The organism is Dietzia sp. WMMA184 (assembly GCF_002441635.1).
GTDB classification, from domain to species: Bacteria; Actinomycetota; Actinomycetes; order Mycobacteriales; family Mycobacteriaceae; genus Dietzia; species Dietzia kunjamensis.
Genome location: NZ_NXEI01000001.1, coordinates 3,769,530 through 3,784,646, shown reverse-complemented (window position 1 = coordinate 3,784,646; position 15,117 = coordinate 3,769,530). Strand labels below are relative to the sequence as shown.

Below are 15,117 nucleotides of genomic sequence, written 5' to 3'. Positions count from 1 at the left end.
CGCAGCTTGTTCAGCAGTCTCCTAGGGCGAGCAGGACCGGAACGAGCATCGAGATGAGCATGTGCCCGACCATGTGGCTGGAGAAGTCGGCCATCATGTACATCCCCATACCGGAGCTGGTGGTCAGGAACAGCAGCACGCACCCGAGCACCCACGCCACGGTTCGTCCCACCGGCCAGGAGTCGCCGCGTCGGCGCAGGGTGATCAGCCCCCACACGTAGAGCCCGAGCAGGATCACCGAGGCCAGACCCAGCACCAGGTCGAAGCGCCACAGACCGAACACCGTCTCGAAGGAGAACGGCCCCGGCAACTCAAAACCCAGCAGCGACTCCTGCCGGGTGGGCACATAGAGCGGTGCCGGGGGCGGGGTGCGGCCGAGCGAGACCGACAGACCCAGGGTGCCCGCCATGATCACCGTTTCGACCAGTCCGATGCGCAGCAGCGTGCCGCGGTCCACCGGGGCGTTGGCCGACGTTCCCTCGATGCGGTTGATGATGCGCCGGCGCACCGCCAGCCCGAACACCGCCAACAGTGCCAGGCACAACGCTTTGGCCACAATCAGCAGCCCGTAGGTCGAAGACAACAGGTCGGCGGGGTGCAGACGGACCAGCCCGTTGATGATCCCGGTCAGCCCGAGCGCGACGATCGCCACCGTGGCCACCACCGAATAGCGGCGCAATGAAAGCGCTACCCGGCCCCCGCCACGCATCGCGTGGGCGATCACCGCGACGAGCCCACCGACGTAGAACGCGGCAGCGAACAGGTGGATAATCAGCGAGTTGGCGGCGATGTCGTGGGCGGTGCCGCCCGAGGCGTGGCCCGTCGCGGCAACGGGCAGGAGCGAGAGCACCGTGACCCCCAGCCAGATGACCGACCAGCGCCAGCTCACGGTGAGCCGCTGCCCGATCCCGGCGACCAGTGCAATGATCGCGGCCCAGCGCCACGAGGACGCCACCTCGATCTGAGTGATCGCCACGATCCACTGGTCCGGCGGCAGGGACTGCCAGAGCGTGCGCCCGGACACATCCGACAGGGTCAGCGGGATGAGCAGGGCCGCCGCGATCGCCCACGCGATGTTGATCCACGAGGAGATCTGCTGTGCGCGGTAGCCGTCCACGTCGAGGGTCTTGTCTTTCTGCGGCGGGGTGAAGAACGCGGCGAACAGCGCCATTCCCACCGCCACCGATGCCAGCAGCTCGGCGATCGCGCGGACCGCCGGGAGCCCGGCGGTGGTGAGCAGGCCCGGGTTCGGGACGCCGAGGAGCTCGAGTGCCAGGTCCGTGGACATTCGCGAGAGCGGGACCACCACACCTGCCGCCACGACCGCGAGCAGCACCACGACCGGCACCACACCGCGGGTACGCAGCGGTCTGGCGGTGGCGGAAGCTTTGGACGAGGGTGCCTTCGACGACGGCGACATGATCCCTATCGTAGGAAGCGGGTATCCCGGGGTCCGATTCGCGCCTGCTCTGCGCACCCCCGTGACCGGCGACGTTTCATGCGGGCCGTCCACCTGCCGGCGGACTACCGGGCCTGCTCGCATGCGCCCACTCGGCCGCCGCTCTCTCGGACTCCGGGCCTCAGCTGATCAGACAGTCTCGGGTTCGGGCGGTGATCGCGTGGGTCGGCCAGCCTGCCGAGGCCTTCAGGGTCGTACCTTCACCCGCATTGGTGGCCGTCTCCGCGCCCGCCGATCCCTTTCCTGCCGCCGCGCCGAGCAAGTCCGCTGGCCGGACCCGCACTACCCATCGTGCAGAAATGTGAACCGTTCATCTCCGGCTCGTAGCGGGTCAAGCGTGTCGGACTGCGGGAGATTCACGGTCACGCACGGCGGCAGTCTCCAGTTGAATGGTGGCATGGTCAATGGAGACGGGGAAATGCTCCTTGACGCAGGTGAGGATCTCCTCCAGGATCTGCGGGGCGTGACCGGATTCGAAGCACTGATCATCGATCACGACATGCGCGGAGATGACCGGCAGGCCGGTCCCAATCATGGATGCGTGCAAGTCGTGCACGTCCCGAACATGGTCCAGCTCCAGTATGTGATCCCGAACCTCATCCAGATCGAGCCCCGTAGGCGCGTACTCCATCAGCACCCGAACCGTCTGCCGCAGAAGCGTGAACGCGCGCGGGATGATCAAGGCGGCGATGAACAGCGCGGCAATGGTGTCGGCTCGCTGGAAACCGGTGGTGTTGATGACGATCGCCGCAACGATCACCCCCACCGACCCCAAAGCGTCGTTGAGCACCTCCAGAAATGCCGCCCGCATGTTGAAGTTGTCGCCTCGCCTGGAGGCCAGCACCACAATGGCGGCGATATTGGCGATCAGGCCGATCACGCCGAACACCAGCAGTTCGGTACCGGGCACGTCCGCCGGCTCGAAGAGTCTGCGGACGCCTTCGATCGCGGCATAGCTACCGACGACGATCAGCAGGACAGCTTGCCCTAGTGCGGCGATGACTTCGATCCGGGCGAATCCCCAGGTCCGTTTACTGCTCGGTGGACGCAGCATCATCGTCGCGGCTATGACCGCAACCAACAATCCCGACGCATCAGCCAATGCATGAGCGGTGTCGGTCAACAACGCGAGACTGCCAGTGACCACGCTGCCCACCGCTTGGGCCACCACGATGATCGCGGTGATGCAGAACGCGATCAGCAGCCGACGACGCGTCCCGCGATCGGCCTGGGGAGAAGTACTTCCATGGTCGTGACCGTGGCTATGCCCCATCTCGACTCACTCCTGCCCGAGGTCAAGGTCGGGGTGGTCCTGGTGATCGCGCAGCGACGGCGACACCCCGGACGCACTCAACAGCGCATCGGCGGCTTCCACCAGGTCCGCCAGCCGGGCCGGCTCAGCCAGCGAGAACCACGAGGAGCGCCCCTCGATCCGCATTCTGACTAACCCGCAATCCCGCAGGCAAGCCAGGTGCTTGCTCACCGTGGACTGTGCCAGATGCATGTGATCGACCAGATCCCGAACCCGATGCTCACCACTGACCAGATGCTCCAACAACGCCAGTCGAGTTGGTTCTGCCAGAGCATGGAACAACGCTGCATAGGTGTTTCGATCCTCGAACGTCACTGAATCGGGCACCCCATAATTGATCGCCATAGAGCGATGTTAGCACGAACCGTCGATAAGTTCGGGTGGGTCTCGGCCATCGGTGTACGCATTGTTCTTGCTCAGTCGTGCCTGGCAGCTGATGCCCTCCCGTCGATGCCGGGGCGCAGCGCAAGGCCGTCCGGTCGATACCGAGTGTTGTGATGGTTGCCGTCGTTTTTTTCCGGCGGTGTGCGGTGCGGGGCACGCGGGCACAGTGTCAATGAGGGAGCGGTGCCAGCTGGTGCATGTGCCGGCTGTCGTCGCGGTCGGCAGTTCTTGGGCTCGAGGGTCGCTCGAGCTGCCTGGTGCGTGCGGCACGCAGGCCATTGAGTATCACGAAGACTTCGGCGACCTCGTGGACCAGGACGACCGCTGCGAGTCCCAGAATTCCGGTGATCGCCAGTGGAAGCAGAACGATGATGATCGCCAAGGACAGGATGATGTTCTGATTGATGACGCGACGACCGCGGCGGGCGTGGTCTATGGCGCGCGGGATCAGTCGCAAGTCATCGCCGGTGAATGCGACATCCGCCGACTCGACCGCTGCGTCGGAGCCGGTGGCCCCCATGGCGATTCCGATGTCCGCCGAGGCGAGCGCGGGGGCGTCGTTGACACCGTCGCCGATCATCGCCACTGGCCCCCGGCCGAGCCTGTCAAGATAATTGTGTGAGTTTTGGTTAGTGATGTCTGTCACATGTGGGGGTCGAAGCGTTCCGGGTAGGCCAGTGCGAGTTCGGCCAGTGCGGCTCGCCAACCGTGGATGGTGGCGCCTTCGACGAGTCTGGGGATCGATTTCCGGGGGCCTGCGTGGCCGTCTGCTCGGCGTTGAGCGTCCTTGGCGCGTTCTCGGTCTCGTCGGTCCTCGATGTTGCGTATGGCTAGCCATAGCAGCTTGATCGCGGCGGCATCGCTGGGGAAGTGCCCGCGGTTCTTGGTGATCTTGCGCAGCTGGTAGTTCAGCGACTCGATCGAGTTCGTGGTGTAGATCAGCTTGCGTGTGGCTGGGCCGAAGGCCAGGAACGGGATGAACCGCTCCCAGGCGGCCTCCCACGACCTGACGGCGGTGGGGTACTTGGCGCCCAGCGGCGATTCGGCGAAGGCCTCCAGTGCGGCTCTGGCGGCCTCGGCGTTGGCGGCGGTGTAGATCGGCTTGAGTGCCTTGGCCACGTTCTTGCGGTCGCTGTAGGACACGAACCGCATCGAGGCCCGGATCAGGTGCACCACGCAGGTCTGCACCTCGGCGAAAGGCCAGGTCGCGGCAATCGCCTCGGACAGTCCGGTCAGCCCGTCGCAGGCCACGATCAGGACGTCTTTGACGCCGCGATTGGCCAGTTCGGCGCACACGCTGGCCCAGAACGCCGCGCCTTCCTTGGCCTGCACCCAGATGCCGAGCACGTGCTTGACGCCCTCAAGATCGACCCCGACCGCGATGTGGGCAGCGCGGGTCTTCACGTGGGCTCCATCGCGGATCTTGATGTGGATCGCGTCCAGGAACACCACCGGGTAGAACGCCTCCAACGGGCGGTGCTGCCAGGCGGCGACTTCGTCCAGGACCGCGTCGGTGACGTTGGCGATGGACTCGTGCGACAGCTCCACCCCCAGGGTCCGCGCGAGGTGGTGCTCGATCTCCCGGACGGTCATTCCGCCGGCGTACAGCGAGATGATCTGGTCCTCCAGCCCGCCGAGCCGGCGGGCGCCCTTCGGGACGAGCTGGGAGGCGAACGAGCCCTGCCGATCGCGGGGCTGATCCAGTTCCACCGGGCCGACCTCGGTGGCCACGGTCTTGCGCGAAGTGCCGTTGCGGTGGTTTCCGTCCCCGCCACGGGCGTGGGCATCGCGGCCCAGATGCTCGGTCAGCTCGGCGCCCATGCCCCGCTCAAGGACGGCCTTGAGCATCTCGTTCAAAAAGCCGTCCTTGCCAGTCAACTCCAACCCTCGCGAACGGGTCTCGGCGAGTACGTGATCAATCAGCGCATCCGAGAACACCTCCCGGCGAAGCCCAGCAGCATCTGATACATCCGTAGCGTCGTGGTCGTCAACAGCCATAGCGTTCATGATTCCTCCTCCGGCTCAACTCACACAGACCATCTGACACGCCCCCCCGGCCGTCGGCACGCAACTCGGCGATTGCCTGCGCCTTGTCCTGCGGACGCAGCTCGGCACGCACGTCGGTGATCCCCGCCTCGACGGCCAGTGCATCAGCGGTGCGGGCGTTGTCGCCGGTAAGCATCGTCACGCCCATACCCCTCGACGCCAGCGACGTCATGGCCTCGCCGGCCTCTGGACGCAGCTCGTCGCGCACCCCGATGGCCCCGACCGGGTGGTCGTCGCGGTGGACGACCACCACGGTGATGCCGCGGGCCTCCATCGCGTGAACGTGATCTGCCAGAGGACCTGGGTCGAGCCAGCGCGGGCTGCCGACGGCGATGTGCGCGCCATCGATAAGGCCGGCGATTCCCGCGCCCGCGGACTCGGTGACCGCCGATGCGGCGGGGACCTCGGTAGCTGCGGCGGTGATCGCTGCGGCCAGCGGGTGGGTGCTGTGGGTTTCCAGAGCGGCCGCCCAGCTCAGGACCTCGTCCTGGGCAGCGTTGCCAGTGGTGAGGACCTGCGTGACGGTGGGCTGGTTTCGGGTCAAGGTGCCGGTCTTGTCCACTGCCACATGCCGGAGGTAGCCCATGCGCTCGAACGCGGCACCGGATTTGATGATCACCCCGAACTTGCTGGCCGCACCGATCGCGGAGACGACCGTAATCGGCACCGAGATCGCCAGTGCGCACGGCGAAGCGGCGACCAGTACCACCAGTGCTCGCTCGATCCACAGTCCGGAATCTCCGAAGATCGAGCCGATCAGGGCGACCAGAGCAGCCAGGATGAGAACACCCGGCACCAGCGGGCGGGCCAGGCGGTCGGCGATACGTGCCCGCTCCCCCTTCTCTGTCTGTGCCTGCTCAACCAGTTCGACCACTGTGGTCAAGGAATTGTCTGTCCCTGCGGCGGTGGCCTCGACCTCCAGGACGCCGGAGGTGTTGATCGAGCCGGCCAACACCGCGTCACCGGGCCCGACCTCGACGGGAATGGATTCACCCGTGATCGCCGAGACATCCAGGCTGCTCTGCCCGACACGAACGATCCCGTCGGTGGCCAAACGTTCGCCGGCGACCAGACGCAGCACATCGCCGCGTTCCAGAGACTCAACGGGCACGGTGCGGGTGCCCCCGGTGGCGCCGAGGACGGTGGCACTGGAGGGAATCAGCGCCAACAGGGCCCGCAAGCCCGAGCGGGCCTTGTCCATCGCCCGATCCTCCAGCGCCTCGACGATGGAGTACAAGAAGGCCAGAGCGGCGGCCTCCTCGATGAACCCGAGCCCGACCGCACCGGCGGCGCTGATCGTCATCAGCAGCCCGATACTCAACCGACCCCGGACGAGCAGACCCCGCACCGCGCCTGGAACAAACTGCGAGGCGCCCAGAAGGAGAGCGGTCCAGAACAGCCACGCCGCTGCAGTCTCCGCCCCGGGGCCGTTGGCGAGCCACTCGAGGATCACACCCAGCAGGAGCGTCAGGCCAGAGAACACCGGGATGAGGACGGCACCGTTGCGCCACCACGAAGCGGACTCGTCAGGGCCGGCCACTGGCCCGGCCGGCTCACAACCACACGCGGACGTTGTCACCGCCGACCCCCTTCCGAACTGCAGCAACCCTCGACCGGACACTGCATGTCCAGACAGGGCGCGTTCTCGTCAACGGCAAGAGTCGTCTCGACCAAGGCGTTCAACGCACGTGCCAGATGGGCATCGACGATCTCGTACCGATTCTGCCGACCCTCGAGTTCAACCACGACGATCCCGCAATCCCTGAGACAGGCGAGATGATTCGACACATTTGAACGCGTCAACCCCAGCTCCTGGGCAATCTCGGCGGGATACACGGGCCCATCCAGCAGCCTCATGAGAATTCGAGAACGAGTCGGGTCGGCCATCGCACGACCGAGTCGGTTCATCACACCTTGACGCGAAGCAACAGTCAGCATGCACTGAATAGTACAGGACTCAGTGAACTGTCCCTGGCGGTGTGACCACGCATCTAAAGACGACGAAACCGCAAGGCCAACACAGTCAATGGGCACAGGTGTACCTGGCCTACCCCCGGAACCCACCCGCTTGCCGCGCCGTTCTGGGGCGTTTAACAGGGCGGATAGTGGCTATGGCACGATCGGACAGCGGGAACATCTCGCCAGTGCCGGTCACGTCACTGGTGTTCGAGAGAGCCACCCCGTGCGGCACCGCCGGTTCGGAGCCGAGGGGGCAATGACCCGTCGCAGACCGGAGTGAAAAGCATGGGCAGTATCCGAGCAATCGGTTTCCGCGCGCGCCTCTGGGCGGCCCTGTGTGCGGGCGCCTTTGTCCTCTCCGGTTGTGGGAGTGGCACCGATGCGGTCGCGCAGGGCGGCACGTTTGAGTTCGTCAGTCCAGATGGACAGCTGGAGATCCACTACCCCGAGGAAGAACGGAAACCGGTTGCCGAACTCGCCGGGCCGGATCTGCTTGACCCAGACCAGACCATCGGGCTCGCTGACTACAAGGGCGAGGTGGTGATCCTCAATACGTGGGGCCAATGGTGTGGGCCTTGCCGCACCGAGGTCGACGATCTTCAGCGCCTTCAGGAGGAGTTCGAATCCCAGGGCGCCACCGTGCTCGGGATCAACGTGCGTGATCCCAATCGCGATAAGCCGGTCGACTTCGTGCGCGACAACGGCCTTACCTACCCGTCGATCTGGGACCCGTCCAACGCGGCCGTAGGTGCACTTCGCGGCTTTCCCACCTCGATCGTGCCGACAACCCTCGTGCTTGACCGGCAACACCGGGTGGCCGCCGTGTATTTGGCGGCGGTCACCGATTACCAACTTCGGGACGTCATCGCCGAATTGGTGGACGACGAGGAGAGTGCCACGCCGTGACGAATGTTGCCGACCTCGTCTTCGCCGGTGCCATGCCGCCGATGGACGGCCTGGTGCTCGCGCAGGGTATCGGTTCGGCGTTCCAACAGACAGCGGCCAGCGGACCCCTTCTGCTCGCCCTCGGCGCCTGCCTACTAGCCGGTCTGGTCTCGTTCGCCTCGCCATGTGTGGTCCCGCTCATCCCCGGCTATCTCGCCTACCTCGCTAGCGTCGTCGGCGCCGAGCGACCACCGGTCACCGTGGCGCAGGCCGAACAGCGCCACAGCGAGTCGCGAACGATCACTCTCGAGGAAAAGAAGGCCAGACAACGCTCGCGCTACCGGGTCGTCGGGGCATCTCTGCTCTTCGTTGGCGGGTTCACCGTTGTGTTCGTCTCGCTTAGCGCAATGGTCCTCGGAACGGTTCAATACCTCGCACCACACGAGGAGTTGCTCCAGCGCATCGGCGGGGTCATCACCATCCTCATGGGTTTGGTCTTCATCGGCTTCGTACCGGTGCTGCAACGAGATACCCGATTCCAGCCGAAGGCTGTCTCTACCTGGGTCGGCGCGCCTCTCCTGGGCGGAGTGTTCGCCCTCGGCTGGACACCCTGCCTCGGACCAACGCTCGCCGCCGCACTGTCCGTCGCCGCCGGAAGCGGCTTCAGCGGCACGCGCGGTGTCATGCTCATCGTCGCCTACTGCCTCGGGCTGGGGCTGCCATTCATCCTCGTCGCCTGGAGCTCCACCTGGGCAATCCGAACCGTCGGCTGGCTACAACGCAACACTCGACGAATCCAGATCATCGGCGGCCTCCTACTCATCGCAGTGGGCATAGCACTGTTCAGTGGCGTGTGGGCACTGTTCATCAGTTGGCTACGGGACTTCGCAATCACCGGCACGACGCTGCCGATTTAACCTTCTGCGCGGCCCTTCCGGGGCGGTAGCGCCCGAGTCACAGAGCCCAGAAATGTCTAACCTGTTCAGACGCCCAGTCAGTTCAGCGCCTACTGTACAGTTCAGTGAATGCTGACTATATCGTCTTGTGTGGATGTGATGAACCGGTTGGGGCGGGCGATGGCCGACCCCACCCGGTCGCGGATACTGCTGACCCTGCTGGAGCGGACGGCCTACCCGGCGGAGCTGGCCCGCGATCTGGAACTGACGCGTTCGAACGTGTCGAACCATCTAGCGTGCCTGCGCGACTGTGGCATCGCGGTCGCCGTGCCCGAAGGCCGCCAGACCCGGTACGAGATCGCTGATCCGCACCTGGCGCGGGCGTTGGCCTCCCTGGTCGAGGTCACCCTCGCAGTCAATGAAAACGCCTCCTGCCTGGACCCGGCCTGTTCGGTGCCGGGTTGTTACGCCACGGAGGTGCAGGGGTGATCCTGTCCTCAGCCCTGCAGGCGATCGGTCTGTTCATCGCCACCAATATCGACGACATCATCGTCCTCTCACTGTTCTTCGCCCGCGGCGCAGGCCAACGCGGCACCACCGCACGCATCCTGGTCGGCCAGTACCTTGGATTCCTAGGCATCCTCGGCGCCGCTGTGCTCGTGGCCTTGGGCGCCGGGACGTTTTTGCCCTCGGAGGCCATCCCGTACTTCGGGCTGATCCCATTAGGCCTGGGACTATGGGCCGCGTGGCAGGCCTGGCGTGGGGACGATGACGACGACGACGCCAAAATCGAAGGTAAGAACGTGACCGTGTGGACCGTGGCCGCGGTGACCTTCGCCAACGGCGGGGACAACATCGGCGTCTACGTCCCAGTCTTCCTCAGCGTCGGCCCGGGAGCCGTGGTGGCCTACTGCGTCGTGTTCCTGGTTCTGGTCTCGGTCCTGGTGGGCCTGGCCAAGTTCGTGGCCACCCGTCGGCCAGTCGCCGAGGCTTTAGCCTGGATCCACCGATGAGATGAACTTCTAGCGCGGTGTGGGAACGCGAGAATGCCCTTCTGAACTGGCAAGATACGACTTGCTTAAGGTCCGTATCGCCAATTCAAGAAGGGCATCCCGCAGATGCAACTATCTCACACTCTGCCCGTAAGCTTCGCGACGTTCGATGAGCCCAACCTCGTGTCGGGCGCCGGCCTCGTGCCGCTGATGAAACTCGCCGACCGGGCGGGCCTGCACCGGCTCGGTGACGAGCATCTGAGCGTGCCCACCGACAAGGGCTCCAACGGTGGAGTGAAACTGGCCTCGCTCGTGGCCGGGATGGCCGCAGGCGCGGATAGCATCGACGACATGGCCCTGCTGCGCCACGGGGCGATGGGCACACTCTTCGACCGCCCGTACGCCCCTTCGACGCTGGGATCGTTCCTGCGGCAGTTCACCTTCGGCCACGTCCGCCAAACCGATGCGATCGCCTCGCGGTTCGTGCGCGCACTGGCCGAACACACCGGACTGCTCGGTCATGAGTCGGACACCGGGACGGTGATGGTCGATATCGACGACACGATCGTGGAGGTCTACGGACACGCCAAGCAGGGCGCCTCGTTCGGCTACTCCGGGGTACGTGGCCTGAACGCGCTGCTGGCCACGGTCTCCACCGAGCAGGCTGCTCCGGTGATCGCCGCTCAACGGCTGCGCAAGGGCTCTGCCGGGTCCCCGCGAGGGGCTGCCCGGCTGGCCACCGACACGCTGGCACTGATCCGCCGCACCCACCTTCACGGCCGTGACGTGCTGGTCCGAGGCGATTCGGCGTTCTACTCCCACAGCATGGTCACCGCCTGCCTGGCCGCCGGAGCCGAGGTCTCGGTCACCGTACGCATGGACCCGGCGGTCAAACGTGCCATCGCCACCATCGACGACGACGCGTGGACCACGATCAACTACACCGACGCGATCTTCGACGAACACACCAACCGTTGGATCTCCCGCGCCGAAGTCGCCGAGGTCGACTTCACCGCATTCACCTCGAAGCCCAAGAACGACCAGGTGCCGGGTCGGCTCGTGGTGCGCCGTATCCCCGACCTGAATCCCAAGGCTGCAAGTGGGCAGGCGAGCCTGTTCGATACCTGGCGGTTCCATGCGTTCTTCACCACTACATCCGTAGAGCAGTACGACACAGTGGCGGCCGACAAGACCCACCGCGCACACGCGATCATCGAGAACGTCCACGCTGACCTGAAAGCCTCCGCGCTGGCGCACCTGCCCTCGGGCGTGTTCAACGCCAACGCCGCCTGGCTGACCTGCGCCGTCATGGCGTTCAACCTCACCCGCGCCGCCGCCACCCTGACCACAAGCTCGAGCCTGGCACGCGCGACGACCGCGACGATCCGCCGCAAACTCATCAACATCCCGGCCCGGATCGCCTCCTCAGCCCGGCGGCTCCGACTCCATCTACCCGAAAGCTGGCCATGGCAAACAGCCTGGCAGGCGCTCTACGACACCGTCTTCTCCCCGCGCCGGCCCAACGTGCCGATCTGACTCCCAACTCCAGCACCTACGACCAGGAACCAAAGTGGAAAGCCGGGCAGACCGGCGGACCTCACACGCCCTCCATACGGTCACGACCCACGACCATGCCAGCGACCGCCCCGGCTACTTCATCGGTGAATTGAGGTTTAGAACGCTGGGAACACATCTTGTTCCCCATTGTCCTGATCGGCCTGGGCATCTTTATCCTGGTCAGCGGCGGAGCCTTCGGACTCTAATCACGGCCGGCCCTCCCGCCGCCCACTCTCACTGCCACTGCCGACCAGGATCGTCAGCGACGTGAGGCCGAAGGCAAGGCCCTGTCCCGAGGAGGACGAACAATGATCACGTGGCTGGAGCGGTGGCAGATACCCCTGTACCTGGTGGCCCTGGGGGTCGGTGCCGTGTTCGGGCTGGCCACCCCTTCCGCCGCCCCGGGTCTGGAGCAGGCAATCAACCCGGTACTGATGGTGCTGCTGTACGCCACATTCCTGGGCGTGCCGCTGACCCGGCTCGGTCGCGCGCTGCGTGACGGCCGGTTCCTGGCCGGGCTGTTGGTGCTGAATTTCGCCATCGTCCCGGTCGTGGTCTACGGGCTCTCCCGGTTCGTCGCTGACGACCAGGCCCTGCTGCTGGGTGTATTGCTGGTGCTGCTTGCCCCGTGCATCGACTACGTCATCGTCTTCTCCGGGTTAGCTGGCTCCGCGCACGACCGGCTACTGGCCGCGGCCCCGCTGCTGATGCTCGTGCAGATGCTGTTGCTGCCTGCCTACCTGGGCCTATTTATGGGCCCCAGCCTGTTCGAGGTCTTGGACGTCGCCCCGTTCCTTGAGGCCTTCCTGTTATTGATCGTCACACCCTTGGTTCTGGCGGCCATCACGCAGTACCTGGCCGCACGGTCCGCCTCCGCCCGGAAGCTCATGGACGCGATGGAGTCACTGATGGTGCCGCTGATGATGGCCACCCTCGCCGTCGTGGTTGCCTCGCAAGTCGACGCCGTCCGGACGGATCTGTCCTCACTGCTGCGGGTCATCCCGGTCTATGTCGGCTTCCTGGTCGTGATGATCCCCTTGGGAATCCTCACCGGCCGGGTCTTCAGCCAGGATGCCCCGTCGACACGGGCGTTGGTCTTCTCCGGGGCGACCCGCAACTCGCTGGTCATACTGCCCCTCGCCCTGGCCCTGCCCGACCCATTTGCCCTGGTCGCGGTCGTCGTGGTCACCCAAACCCTCGTCGAACTCGTCGGCATGGTCACCTACGTCCGGCTCATACCCCGCCTCATTCCACACCACCCTGGAGCCCGCTCCCTAACAACTTCGCCAGCTCCCAAGGGCAACCCGCCCTGATGTCCGCACAGGCCCTGTGGGGACCGACACCAGCCCAGGGCGCGTAATAACCAACGGGAGGGATCCGAGCCCCGCCGAACTGGCGGCATAGCTCGCACTCCCCTCACCCCCGAGGGAGATCACTCTGGTGGTGGCTGCGCCTATTTCACGGTTCTGCCAACTGATGCGGCGATTCTCCGGGCAGCCTGTTTGGCATAGGGCCCCACACCGGTGATCGTTGCCGCTCCGGGACCGGTCCAGTCGCCGTAGCCGACCACATGGAGGCCCGGATGCTTTGGTCGACCGTGGTCGAGCAACCGGCGTATCGGCCCGATCGCGGAGCGAAAACCCGTGCACCAAATCAGGTGATCGGCGTCGATCTCATCCAGTGAGGTGAACATCGGCGTGGCCTGCAGCCGTCCGGTGTCCCGAGCGCGGCGCACCTCTGGCAGGACGACGATGTCTCCTAAGGCTGAGTCTGTCCCGGGGTCGGGCTCGCCGCGCTGCAGGGCAAGGGCACGTAGTCGGTTGCGGCGGAACAGCACCCGTCCGTCGACCTCGTCGGGCATCCAGCGTGGTGGCTGACGGGTGTACCAGGTCACCTCGGCGACGCTCGTGAGTTCTGCGGCGATCTGGGCGCCGGAGTTCGCGCCGCCCACGACCGCGACTGTGGTACTTCGAAAGGGAGTTGTACCGGGGTAGTTGGCGGAATGCCACTGCGTGCCGGCGAAGGTTCCTGGGTGGGAGGGAACAAAGGGGGCGGACCACGTCCCGGTGGCCGCGACCACGTTCTCGGTCGTCCACGACTTCGTGCCCGCCCAGACGTGGTAGGTGCCCTTCTCGTAGATCACCTCGTTGACCGTGACGGGACGCTGGACCGGAATCCGGTAGCGCCGTTCATAGGCAGCGAGATAGTCCACGACATGGCAGGCCGGTGGAAACCCGTCATAAGGGGGCATCGGCCAGCCCGGCAGATTGGAGAACTCAGCGGTGGAGAACAGGCGCAGGGACGGCCAGACGTGTAACCAGCCCCCACCCGGGTTGGGTTGATTATCCAGAACGAGGGTGTCCACGCCTGACCGCAGCAGGTAGTAGGCGGTGGCCAGACCTGCTTGCCCACCGCCGATGATGATTGCCTCGTGGTGCTCCGGGGTCCAGTCTGTGTCCGAAATGGTGGTCAGCTCCTGTTCACGTTCGGGCACTTAGTGCTGCGGCCACGGTGAGCAGGACGGCCATGATGACTGCCATTGCAGGGTATCCACCGATGAGGCTGGCCAATAGGGGTCCGGACACGGGGGCGAGTGCGGTGACGGCGGTCATTGGTGCGTTGAATAGGGCGTTGATGGCGCCGAAGTTTTGGGTGCCCCACCGGTCGGAGACGGCGGTGGCCTGGAGAAGGGTGTGACAGCCGCGGGCCGCGCCTGTACCTACGGCCAGAGCGATGAGCAGCCAGGTCGGGCCGGGAGTTGTTGCCAGTCCCCACAGGCCGAGTGCACCGGCGCCGAGGATCACCAGTGTGCGGTGTTGGGGTGTGGTTCTTCGGGTCAGTGGTGGGTAGCCGAGTCGGCCGATGACTTGTCCTGCGCCCACCAGTCCGAAGGCCAGTGCTGCGGTCGAGTAGTCGATTCCTCGTTCCAGCAACAGTGGGATGAGGTTGATCGTGACGGCGAATAGCGTGAACGTGGCTGCCGTCATCACTACTTGCAGGGTGAGGAATTGGCGGGTTCTGGTGACCTGGCGGATCTCGGTTCGGGACTGCTGCACGGTCGGCTCGCTGGCGGTGTCTGACCAGGTGGAGTTGAGAAAGAAGGCGTGCAGGGGCACAGATACGGCGGCGAGGATGCCGGCCATGATGAGGTAGCTGGTGCGCCAACCGAACTGCTCGATCAGGGAGGCAGTGAGCGGGGCGAAGATGGTGGAGGAAAGCCCGGCGACGAGTGTCAGCGTCATCAGGGGGCCGACTCGTCGCGGGCCGTACCAGCGGGTGATGACAGCGAACGCGGGTGGATAGAGGACAGCCGATTGGGCGAACCCCGCCACGAGCCAGGCCAGATAGAACATGGGCAGGTTGGGAGACCACGCCACCAGCGCCAGGGCAGCCACACCGATGACCGCCCCGAGGGTCATCACCGTGCGTGGCCCTCGGGAATCCAGAACGGAACCGACTTTGAGGCCGGCGACTGCCGAGATTGTGAGACCAGCTGACAGTGCGCCGGTGATGGCGGTGCCACTCCAGCGGTGTCCTGGGAGATCGGCGCGACAGCCGCGGGCAGTGAGTAGAAAAGTAGGCCCCAGCTGGTAGTTTGCGCGATACACAGAGCCGCGAGTCCGCCCC

General features: G+C 65.5%; 14 protein-coding genes and 2 pseudogenes. 7 read left to right on the top strand and 9 right to left on the bottom strand.

All coding sequences use genetic code 11. From position 1 onward, the window contains the following. Positions 1 to 10 precede the first annotated feature (10 nt). The 7 genes and pseudogenes from CK206_RS17555 to CK206_RS17525 form a co-directional block, all read right to left on the bottom strand. Complete coding sequence (locus CK206_RS17555) at positions 11 to 1,420, bottom strand: bifunctional copper resistance protein CopD/cytochrome c oxidase assembly protein (RefSeq protein ID WP_254050642.1); 1,410 nt, start codon at positions 1,418 to 1,420, stop codon at positions 11 to 13. 370 nt (positions 1,421 to 1,790) lie between these two features. After that, positions 1,791 to 2,732 (bottom strand): cation diffusion facilitator family transporter, encoded by a 942-nt coding sequence (locus tag CK206_RS17550; RefSeq protein ID WP_017838579.1) that lies wholly within the window; start codon positions 2,730 to 2,732, stop codon positions 1,791 to 1,793. Between the two features lie 6 nt (positions 2,733 to 2,738). Continuing rightward, the gene (locus CK206_RS17545; RefSeq protein WP_042330374.1) at positions 2,739 to 3,116 is read right to left on the bottom strand and encodes a helix-turn-helix transcriptional regulator; all 378 of its coding nucleotides are present in this window, start codon (positions 3,114 to 3,116) and stop codon (positions 2,739 to 2,741) included. Between the two features lie 208 nt (positions 3,117 to 3,324). Further along, a pseudogene (locus tag CK206_RS17540) lies at positions 3,325 to 3,750 on the bottom strand (HAD-IC family P-type ATPase); the annotation flags it as partial. A 47-nt stretch (positions 3,751 to 3,797) separates the two neighbouring features. Beyond that, on the bottom strand, positions 3,798 to 5,153 hold the full coding sequence (locus CK206_RS17535) for an IS256 family transposase (protein WP_069388925.1): 1,356 nt from the start codon (positions 5,151 to 5,153) through the stop codon (positions 3,798 to 3,800). After that, on the bottom strand, positions 5,143 to 6,780 hold the full coding sequence (locus CK206_RS17530) for a heavy metal translocating P-type ATPase (protein ID WP_371607031.1): 1,638 nt from the start codon (positions 6,778 to 6,780) through the stop codon (positions 5,143 to 5,145). Before CK206_RS17530 ends, CK206_RS17535 begins: the two co-directional genes overlap by 11 nt. After that, positions 6,777 to 7,139 (bottom strand): helix-turn-helix transcriptional regulator, encoded by a 363-nt coding sequence (locus CK206_RS17525; RefSeq protein ID WP_063973160.1) that lies wholly within the window; start codon positions 7,137 to 7,139, stop codon positions 6,777 to 6,779. The genes CK206_RS17530 and CK206_RS17525 overlap by 4 nt, the downstream gene beginning before the upstream one ends. Positions 7,140 to 7,445: 306 nt before the next feature. Between CK206_RS17525 and CK206_RS17520 the strand changes: the two genes are divergently transcribed. The 7 genes and pseudogenes from CK206_RS17520 (at position 7,446) to CK206_RS17495 (ending at position 12,803) form a co-directional block, all read left to right on the top strand. Beyond that, positions 7,446 to 8,066 (top strand): TlpA disulfide reductase family protein, encoded by a 621-nt coding sequence (locus CK206_RS17520; protein ID WP_096907162.1) that lies wholly within the window; start codon positions 7,446 to 7,448, stop codon positions 8,064 to 8,066. Positions 8,067 to 8,107: 41 nt separating this feature from the next. Beyond that, entirely contained in the window at positions 8,108 to 8,962 is an 855-nt protein-coding gene (locus tag CK206_RS17515) for a cytochrome c biogenesis CcdA family protein (protein ID WP_371517683.1), read from the top strand. A gap of 108 nt (positions 8,963 to 9,070) precedes the next feature. Next, positions 9,071 to 9,430 carry a helix-turn-helix transcriptional regulator gene (locus CK206_RS17510; protein ID WP_031265411.1) on the top strand — a complete coding sequence of 120 codons (360 nt, stop codon included), beginning with the start codon at positions 9,071 to 9,073 and terminating at the stop codon, positions 9,428 to 9,430. Beyond that, entirely contained in the window at positions 9,427 to 9,954 is a 528-nt protein-coding gene (locus CK206_RS17505; protein WP_371607030.1) for a cadmium resistance transporter, read from the top strand. Before CK206_RS17510 ends, CK206_RS17505 begins: the two co-directional genes overlap by 4 nt. A gap of 105 nt (positions 9,955 to 10,059) precedes the next feature. Further along, the gene (locus tag CK206_RS17500; protein ID WP_069389547.1) at positions 10,060 to 11,469 is read left to right on the top strand and encodes an IS1380 family transposase; all 1,410 of its coding nucleotides are present in this window, start codon (positions 10,060 to 10,062) and stop codon (positions 11,467 to 11,469) included. A gap of 137 nt (positions 11,470 to 11,606) precedes the next feature. Continuing rightward, a pseudogene (locus tag CK206_RS19740) lies at positions 11,607 to 11,696 on the top strand (cadmium transporter); the annotation flags it as partial. 102 nt (positions 11,697 to 11,798) lie between these two features. Then, positions 11,799 to 12,803, top strand: a complete 1,005-nt coding sequence (locus CK206_RS17495; RefSeq protein ID WP_096907161.1) for an arsenic resistance protein — start codon at positions 11,799 to 11,801, stop codon at positions 12,801 to 12,803. A gap of 140 nt (positions 12,804 to 12,943) precedes the next feature. On the opposite strand, the gene CK206_RS17490 is transcribed toward CK206_RS17495, so the two are convergent. Both CK206_RS17490 and CK206_RS17485 read right to left on the bottom strand, forming a co-directional pair. Further along, entirely contained in the window at positions 12,944 to 13,984 is a 1,041-nt protein-coding gene (locus tag CK206_RS17490; protein ID WP_017838568.1) for an ArsO family NAD(P)H-dependent flavin-containing monooxygenase, read from the bottom strand. Next, positions 13,971 to 15,098, bottom strand: a complete 1,128-nt coding sequence (locus CK206_RS17485; RefSeq protein ID WP_216824149.1) for an MFS transporter — start codon at positions 15,096 to 15,098, stop codon at positions 13,971 to 13,973. The genes CK206_RS17490 and CK206_RS17485 overlap by 14 nt, the downstream gene beginning before the upstream one ends. Between the last annotated feature and the right edge of the window lie 19 nt (positions 15,099 to 15,117).